The sequence below is a fragment of the Limnoraphis robusta BA-68 BA1 genome, from assembly GCF_034932365.1.
Taxonomy (GTDB): domain Bacteria; phylum Cyanobacteriota; class Cyanobacteriia; order Cyanobacteriales; family Microcoleaceae; genus Capilliphycus; species Capilliphycus robustus.
Map to the genome: position 1 here is coordinate 1 of NZ_JAYGHR010000049.1, position 8,456 is coordinate 8,456.

Annotated in this window: 6 protein-coding genes and 1 tRNA gene; 3 read left to right on the forward strand and 4 right to left on the reverse strand. The window is 43.7% G+C overall.

Annotated features, from left to right (window positions below):
* Window positions 1–170: 170 nt before the first annotated feature.
* Together VB836_RS13100 and VB836_RS13105 are read left to right on the forward strand one after the other, a co-directional pair.
* Complete coding sequence (locus VB836_RS13100; RefSeq protein ID WP_323219718.1) at window positions 171–1,823, forward strand: ABC transporter ATP-binding protein; 1,653 nt, start codon at window positions 171–173, stop codon at window positions 1,821–1,823.
* A gap of 300 nt (window positions 1,824–2,123) precedes the next feature.
* Entirely contained in the window at window positions 2,124–3,851 is a 1,728-nt protein-coding gene (locus tag VB836_RS13105) for an ABC transporter ATP-binding protein (protein ID WP_323219721.1), read from the forward strand.
* Window positions 3,852–4,105: 254 nt separating this feature from the next.
* Here VB836_RS13105 and VB836_RS13110 read toward each other — a convergent pair whose 3' ends face one another.
* Both VB836_RS13110 and purF read right to left on the reverse strand, forming a co-directional pair.
* A complete protein-coding gene (locus VB836_RS13110) occupies window positions 4,106–4,573 on the reverse strand; it encodes a helix-turn-helix domain-containing protein (RefSeq protein ID WP_046280573.1) in 468 nt (155 codons plus the stop codon).
* Between the two features lie 465 nt (window positions 4,574–5,038).
* On the reverse strand, window positions 5,039–6,517 hold the full coding sequence (purF, locus tag VB836_RS13115) for an amidophosphoribosyltransferase (protein ID WP_323219719.1): 1,479 nt from the start codon (window positions 6,515–6,517) through the stop codon (window positions 5,039–5,041).
* Window positions 6,518–6,872: 355 nt separating this feature from the next.
* On the opposite strand from purF, the gene VB836_RS13120 reads away from it, so the two are divergent.
* Window positions 6,873–6,998 carry a hypothetical protein gene (locus VB836_RS13120; protein WP_323219720.1) on the forward strand — a complete coding sequence of 42 codons (126 nt, stop codon included), beginning with the start codon at window positions 6,873–6,875 and terminating at the stop codon, window positions 6,996–6,998.
* Window positions 6,999–7,096: 98 nt separating this feature from the next.
* On the opposite strand, the gene VB836_RS13125 is transcribed toward VB836_RS13120, so the two are convergent.
* Together VB836_RS13125 and cofG are read right to left on the reverse strand one after the other, a co-directional pair.
* Window positions 7,097–7,167, reverse strand: a tRNA-Cys gene (locus VB836_RS13125).
* Between the two features lie 13 nt (window positions 7,168–7,180).
* On the reverse strand, window positions 7,181–8,152 hold the full coding sequence (gene cofG, locus VB836_RS13130; protein ID WP_046280571.1) for a 7,8-didemethyl-8-hydroxy-5-deazariboflavin synthase subunit CofG: 972 nt from the start codon (window positions 8,150–8,152) through the stop codon (window positions 7,181–7,183).
* Between the last annotated feature and the right edge of the window lie 304 nt (window positions 8,153–8,456).

The following is an 8,456-nucleotide window of genomic DNA, read 5'->3' on the forward strand; positions in this document are numbered from 1 at the left end:
TAAATCAGCCTGAAATCTCGACCTATTCTTGTCAATTAGAGGGGCAACTTTTGTTGTTTCCTGATGGGGTGGGTTAGGGATAGAGCCTCTGCCAAAAGCTTTGCGTTGGCGATGGGTAGTTTACTAGTCACTGTTCCCTGCTATAAATGAATTTTAACCTGCCATTCCCCATGTCTGAGCCTCTTTTTTGCGTCGAACATCTCCGAGTCGCCTACCCCAGTCGCAGCAACAAACCGACTTGGGCGGTTGATGATGTTTCCTTTACCCTCAAACCCGGAGAAAAGTTGGGGTTGGTGGGTGAGTCGGGTTGCGGAAAATCCACCTTGGGGCGGGCTGCGATGCGTTTGCTTCCTGCGTCTACACAAATTGAAGGGCGAGTCATGTTTGGGGGACAGTCGGTGTTTGAGATGAACCCCAAGCAGTTAAGAGGCTTTCGGGGTGAGGCGGTGGCGTTGGTGTTTCAAGATCCGATGACTCGTCTTGATCCGTTGATGACCATTGGTGAACATTGTATCGAAACTTTGAACGCTCATCAACCTCAACTTTCTCGTTCACAAGCCAAAGAAAAAGCGATTCAAACATTAGAATCCGTGAAAATTCCGGCAAGTCGTTGGTCGCAATATCCCCATGAATTTAGTGGGGGAATGAGACAACGGGTAGCGATCGCCTTAGCGTTACTTCTTGACCCCAAATTAATTGTCGCCGATGAACCCACTACCAGTTTAGATGTTACCATCTCGGCTCAAATTTTGCAAGAATTAACGCGATTGTGTGAGGAACGAGGAACAGCAATTTTGTTGATTTCCCATGATTTAGCAATGGTGGGGGAATATTGCGATCGCATGGCGGTGATGTATGGCGGAAAAATGGTTGAAATGAATTCAACGTCCCAAATTTTACAACAGCCTCAACACGAATATACCCAGTCTCTTTTGAATGCGGCTTTACATTTGCAAGCGATTGAAGAAAGTTTAGAAAATACTCTGATTCTTGAGAAAACGACTAAGCCGTTATTACAAGTCAGAGATTTACAACAACATTATAGCTTAGAATCAAATTCAATACAACAGCTTTTTACAGGCAAAAAAACAGCCATTAAAGCAGTAGACGGGGTGAGTTTAGACCTCTATCCGGGTGAAATATTAGGGCTTGTTGGAGAGTCCGGTTGTGGAAAAAGTACCCTATCTCGGAGTATTTTACAGTTAGTTCGTCCAACAGCAGGAACTGTTGAATTTACAGGGATAGAATTAACCACGTTATCGCTTCCACAAGTGCGTTCTTATCGTCGTCAAATGCAGATGGTATTTCAAGATCCTCTGGCTTGTTTAAATCCAATGATGACGATTGGACAGGCGATTTCTGATCCGCTTTTTATTCATAAAATTGCGACTACAGAAGCCGCCAAAATTCAAGTTATAGCGATGTTAGAACGAGTGGGGTTAACCCCTGCATCCGAGTATTATGAACGTTATCCCGGTGAATTATCCGGTGGACAACAACAACGAGTTGCTATTGCCAGAGCGTTAATTACTCGTCCTCAATTAATCATTTGTGATGAACCTGTAAGTATGCTAGATGCGAGTGTTCAATCCCAAGTTTTAGCCTTGATGTTAGAATTAAAAGAAGAATTTAATTTAACCTATTTGTTTATTACCCATGATCTTTGGGTAGCCCGATATTTATGCGATAGAATTGCTGTAATGAATGCTGGAAAAATAGTAGAAATAGGTTTAACTGAAGCTATTTTTAATCATCCTCAACATCCCTACACCCAAACTCTTTTGAAGGCAGCACCTTTGTTAGCTCGTTCTATTAATAACTAATGATTGAAAATCCTAAAAACACTGACTTTAACCTAACTCTCTTTTTAACCCCCACCAACCTCCCCCTACGAGGAGGAGGCTATTAGTTCCCTCTCATTTCAGGACAGGTTAAAACAAAATTATAGAAAAATGGTATAACAATGAAAGGATCTCTTGAATTAATCTGCTGTACAGTTACCCTCAAAAACAACAAATACAGTTAGGGTTCACTCATGTACTGGAGTTGAAAAATTGTCACCGAAATCATCGAAAACCACTCATCCTTTGACTCGTCTGTTACAATACGCTCATCCTTACCGGATGCAAATATTTCAGGCGACAATTTGTTCTATTTTAAATAAACTATTTGATTTAGCACCGCCTGTTTTAATTGGTGCTGCCGTTGATGTTGTCGTGAACCAACAAGATTCATTTATCGCCCAATGGGGAGTCGAAAATGTTGTCGCCCAACTGTGGGTATTGTCGCTTTTAAGTTTAATTATATGGGGCTTAGAATCAGCTTTTGAATATGCCTATTCACTCCTCTGGCGAAACTTAGCCCAAACCCTTCAACATGATTTGCGTTTAGATGCTTATAGCCATTTACAAGAACTCGAATTAGCCTATTTTGAAGAACGCAGTACCGGAAGTTTGATGTCAATTTTAAATGATGATATCAACCAGTTAGAACGGTTCTTAAATTTTGGTGCGAATGAAATTTTGCAAGTGGTAACAACTGTTATTTTAGTGGGAGGTGGGTTTTTTATTCTCGCTCCAAATGTGGCTTGGTTTGCCATGTTACCCATGCCTTTTATTATTTGGGGATCAATGGTATTTCAAAAACGTCTCGCGCCTCGTTATGCAGAAGTGAGAGAACGAGTTAGCTGGTTAAATGGTCAGTTATCCAATAATTTAAGCGGCATTACAACGATTAAAAGTTTTACCGCAGAAGACTATGAAACTGGACGAATTACCGAACAAAGTGAAGCCTATCGACAGAGTAATAAACGTGCGATTAAACTGTCTTCTGCTTTTGTTCCCTTAATTAGAATTGCAATTTTCTTTGGGTTTATTGCAACATTATTATTAGGAGGAATGGAAGCAATAGCCGGAAGATTAGCCGTAGGAACTTATAGCGTTTTAGTGTTTATTACCCAACGTTTATTATGGCCGTTAACGCGACTGGGAGAAACCTTTGATCAGTATCAACGGGCGATGGCTTCTATTAACCGAGTGATGAATTTATTAGATACATCCATTGAAACGCATCCGGGAGATATTCCCCTTCCAGTCAGTCAGGTTAGGGGAGAAATAGACATCAAAAATATTACCTTTGCCTACAATAATCGACTTCCCGTTATCGAAGATTTATCCCTAAAAATTCCAGCCGGTAAAACGATAGCAATTGTTGGGGCAACAGGTTCAGGAAAAAGTACATTAGTTAAACTCTTGCTGCGATTGTATGAAATTCAATCAGGAAAAATTATCCTTGATGGCATTGAAATTGAGCGAATTAAATTAAAAGATTTACGTCAATCTATGGGGTTAGTGAGTCAAGATGTTTTTCTATTTCACGGTACCGTTGCTGAAAATATTGCCTATGGAACTTTTGATGCGTCTTTACCTGAAATTATCGCCGCCGCGCAAGTGGCAGAAGCCGATAATTTTATTCAAAAATTACCCCAAGGGTATGATACAATTGTTGGAGAACGAGGACAAAAATTATCCGGCGGACAACGACAACGCATAGCCATTGCGAGAGCCGTGTTAAAAAATCCACCTATATTAATATTAGATGAGGCGACCTCTGCCGTCGATAACGAAACAGAAGCCGCCATTCAGCGATCGCTCGAATATATTACCCAAAATCGAACAACCATTGCGATCGCCCATCGCCTGTCAACCGTGCGGAATGCAGATTGTATTTACGTCATGGATCAGGGAAAATTAGTAGAATGGGGGCGACACGAACAATTATTAGAAACACCAGGAATTTATGCAAGTTTGTGGCGGGTACAATCTGGCTTAACAGTGAACAGTGAACAGTGAACAGTGAACAGTAAAAACAGTTTTCAGTTAACAGTTTTTTCCCAACTCCGGTCCTCCTAACTCCTGTCTCGGTGTCTCGGTGTCTCGGTGTCTCCCGACTCCCGACTCCCGACTCCCGACTCCTGACTCCTGAACTCCTGACTCCTGTCTCCTGACTCCTGACTCCTGACTCCTGACTTCTAATTAGAGAGTCGCAAAGTAGATGCACCAATACAATGCTAAGTGTCTCAAAACCTAATTTTAAAAGCTTAGATTCACTCCTCATTGTCGGTATTTTTGCGTTGTCTCCAGTTAATTCCCAGTCGCTTGAGATAGTCCCAACCCCTTTGGGGCCAGACGTGTTGGCGACCAGTTTTTTGAGCAATCCATTCGGCGACTTTCGGGCCTGACCAGGCACCCCCATCAGGGGGAGGGCTTTGTAAAGCCTCTTTGAGTTCCTGCTGCTGCGCCAAGCTTAACAAAGAGCGAGCAACAGGGGGTTGGCGATCGCGGCTACGGTTCCTGACAGAACAGGGGCCTTCGCGGTTATAGCGCCGAATAATCTCCTTAGAATAGTCGTAGTTCAAGCCTACAACCTCGGCGGCTCGTTTAATAGTCCAGCCACCCGCGACGAGCTGAAGCAAGTGCCATCGACGCGCTTCGGTAGTATCCCTCGCTTGTCGGTAACGCACTTTCAGGTCTTCAGTCGTGAGATGGGGTTCTAGATGAGCTTTTGGTGGCATCCTCCTCTCGCATCACATCCGGAACGTTAATCGATCTATCCAAGTTCTGCAAACAATTCCGGAGTGAATCCGAGAGAGATATGAAATTCTTATCAAACAAAAACCATTCATCAGGGGTTTTTGCGCTTAGGAGGCGGAGAAACAGTGACCAGTTATCAGTTATCAGTGACCAGTGGGGACAGTTATCAGTGACCAGCGCGAACTTGCGACGGGCGCGGTTTCCGGCGAGACTTAGTTCGCAATCTTAGCAAAGTTCGCAAGAGAGTGACCAGTGACCAGTGACCAGTTAGCAGTTAAAGACTTCCCCTCTTGCCTGTTGCCTATTGCCTATTGCCTTTTGCCTTTTGCCTTTTGCCTTTTGCCTCTTGCCTTTTGCCTTTTGCCTTTTGCCTTTTGCCTCTTGCCTATTGCCTGTTGCCTGTTGCCTGTTGCCTGTTGCCTGTTCACTGATTACTGTAAACTGTCTTAAACCTTCACAGGTTCCTCTAACATCAATTTTGAACGCTTGATGAGTTCAGGAACGTCTATTGGATATTTTCCGGTAAAACAAGCCGAACAGAAATTCTGAGGGTCTTCGTGAGTCGCTTGTAACATTCCTTCCCAACTCAGATAAGCCAACGAGTCCACCCCAATATGTTCAGAAATCTCCTCAACCGACTTCTTCGCCGCAATCAATTGATCTTGGCTATCAGTATCAATCCCGTAGAAGCAAGGATGAGTCACAGGAGGAGAAGAAATTCTCATGTGAACTTCTGTCGCCCCTGCATCTCGCAACGCTTTAACAATCTTACGGCTGGTGGTTCCTCGCACAATAGAATCATCCACCATAATCACTCGCTTTCCTTCCAAAACATCTTTTAGAGGATTCAGTTTCATGCGAATACCCGACTCTCGCATTCCCTGAGTCGGTTGAATAAACGTGCGACCCACATAACGATTTTTGATCAATCCTTCCATGTAGGGTATATTAGATTCTTGAGAAAAGCCAATCGCCGCCGGAATACCAGAGTCGGGAACCCCAATTACTAAATCCCCATCAATATAGGACTCTTTGGCTAAGACTCGACCAATTCGCATTCGATAACTGTAGAGACTTTCTCCCTCCATTTGGCTATCGGGTCGGGCAAAATAGATCATTTCAAACACACAAAGTTTTCGAGAGGCTTGTTGTTCCCATTGAATTGACTGTAATCCGTCTTCAGTAATCCAAACCATTTCACCCGGTTGAACTTCTCGCAAAAATTCAGCACCGATAATATCTAAACCGCAGGTTTCAGACGCCAGAACGTATCGAGTCGGGTTGTTGTCTAAAGTCCCAATCACCAAAGGACGAATCCCATGAGGATCGCGTACACCCATCAATCCCACAGGGGTACCAATCGCTAAACTAAATGCACCTTCGCACATTTTAAAGGCACTTTGACAAGCGTCTAACCAGTCCTTACCCGAATCTATTTCTGAAGCGATCGCCAGAGCAATTAATTCTGTATCTGTGGTACTAACAAAAGTATATTGGCGTCGGGTCATCTCTTCCCGCAGTTGAGGGGTATTAACCAGATTACCATTATGAGCGACTGCGACTGATCCTAGACGGCTATTGGCGACCGCCGGTTGAGCATTGACCACTCGGCTCGATCCGGTTGTAGAATAACGAGTGTGACCGACTGCGAGATTCCCTTTTAACTCGCTGAGGATCGATTCGTTAAACACTTGAGAAACTAACCCCATCTCTTTGTACAGATGCAGCTTTTCTGAGTCAAAGGTGGCAATTCCTGCTGATTCTTGACCTCGGTGTTGGAGGGCGTATAATCCAAAATAGGTGAGTTTAGCAACATCTTCACCCGGTGCGTAGATACCGAAAACACCACAAGCTTCTTCGGGTTTATCGGGGTTTTGGGGATTGGAGTCGGGTTGGTCAGTCGTCAGCAAATCGTTTGGTATCATGGTCGTTGCTAGGTGTTTAGTGTCAGAATAAGCAGGAATTGGGATCTTGTTGAAAGCTATGCAGTGCTAGATAACAGTGCCGAGCTTTCTAATAGTTGCATCCTGATCCCTCACTTAAACAGTAGCGTAAACAATTACACACGTCATCCGAGTTTACTTCAATCTCTAGTGTTGTCAACCGATCTCACGTCAGTATTTGCAAAAATTGAGCGGGCGTTTTAGGTCAGATTATCAGCAATCTATCGGTTTCTAGCTGAAGACTAGACTGGGTTTTTGAATGAGCTATTGCGTTCAATTAAATTTGTTAATACCTGTAATCAGATTTAATTAATTCTCAGATGAAATTGATTCGATAATGGATAGCCTAGATCTATACGAAATTTTTGATGTAGAAGACTGGTGGGAAAGTCTGCAATCTCTGTCGATTATCCTAAAATTTAGTAAATTTTTTAGCGAACAACTTTTACAATTAAGGACTTAATACTGACTGAAATATTAATTGGTAGTCCTATGTGCGAGGACTTTGGATATTAGACACGGGTTTCAACCCCCTGACTGACTTCTGAGTTCAATATTAGAAGGCGGCACCCGGATTTGAACCGGGGGTGGAGATTTTGCAGACCTCTGCCTTACCGCTTGGCTATGCCGCCGTATCACGAATTTTCATTGTATCACAGAGGAGCTTTTTGTGGCAAGCTGCCAATCCTCAACTAAAGTTTTTAATTGGGCTGGCAACCCCGGAATATACTGAGGATAAACAGGTAAGCGTTTTTTCAACTGCCAACCGTTAGCTTCAAGAATAGGGGCAAGCGTTTGAGCATCGGGGTGAGGATAGTCGGGGTTCACTTCATCATGGGGACTGATACCGCCTAAATCCCTCGCTCCGGCTATGAGACATTCGATTAAGATATCAGGATGGGTGACGAGATTCGGCGGAATTTGTAACGTAATCTCATTTGGAAGTAGAGAACGAGCGATCGCAACGACTTGAGGCAGTAGAGTCATATTAAAAGCTTCTCCCTGCCAAACTTGCTGCTGACCAGGACTGTGAGGTTGTAAGATCACTTCTTGGATATGTCCCCAACGCTGATCAACGGTGGCGATCGCTTCTAAGGTTTCTCGCCAGTCCGTCTCATTTTCCCCAATTCCCAATAATAAACCCGTTGTAAAGGGAATTTGCAATTCTCCCGCCCATTCTAGCTGTTGGAGTCGCAGTTGAGGAACTTTACTCGGGGCGTGGCGGTGGACGGTTTCCAGCAATTTAGGAGTCATTTGTTCAAGCATCAAGCCCATTGAGACATTAACCTGTTTGAGTTGTGCCATTTCTTCATAGAGAAGTGGCCCGGCGTTGGTGTGGGGTAAAAATCCCATCGACAAGGCGAGTTCACATAATTGATAAATTCGTTCAAACCAGGCTGGACGTTGAGGACTCTGAGGATGAACTTCTCCACTTAAGATTAAAATCTCAATCACCCCTCGATCTTGAAGCGATTTTAAGATTTGTTGAGCTTGCGTCAGAGTCAGCCCTGGGCTTGTTCCGGGTTCGGAGCGGAAATTACAGTAAGTACAACGATTAAAACACTCGTAGGTTGGAACCAGTGTATAAGCCGGACTGTAAGTGATCACAGAAGACATAGATCAATGACTGAGATAGTGCCACATCTACTGTACAAACCGGATTTACCACCTGGGTAGAAGCCTGACTTGAGCAATCATTAGTTTTCTTTATAGCTTAGTTAAGTAAACTTTCTGAAAAACTACTTTACAAAACTTCATTGACCGTGCAATACTGTAATCACGGTAGAGAAATCACTACCGACGAACCTCGAAAAATACATAGCAATCATACCTAACATGACAACTACCTTACAGCAGCGCGAAAGCGCCAACGTTTGGGCGCAGTTCTGCAACTGGGTAACATCCACCAACAACCGCCTGT

Bases quoted from the DNA above. Each gene is read 5' to 3' on its own strand.
- VB836_RS13100 (WP_323219718.1), top strand. From the start codon at position 171: ATGTCTGAGCCTCTTTTTTGCGTCGAACATCTCCGAGTCGCCTACCCC.
- VB836_RS13105 (WP_323219721.1), top strand. From the start codon at position 2,124: ATGCAAATATTTCAGGCGACAATTTGTTCTATTTTAAATAAACTATTT.
- VB836_RS13110 (WP_046280573.1), bottom strand. From the start codon at position 4,573: ATGCCACCAAAAGCTCATCTAGAACCCCATCTCACGACTGAAGACCTG.
- purF (WP_323219719.1), bottom strand. From the start codon at position 6,517: ATGATACCAAACGATTTGCTGACGACTGACCAACCCGACTCCAATCCC.
- VB836_RS13120 (WP_323219720.1), top strand. From the start codon at position 6,873: ATGGATAGCCTAGATCTATACGAAATTTTTGATGTAGAAGACTGGTGG.
- cofG (WP_046280571.1), bottom strand. From the start codon at position 8,152: ATGTCTTCTGTGATCACTTACAGTCCGGCTTATACACTGGTTCCAACC.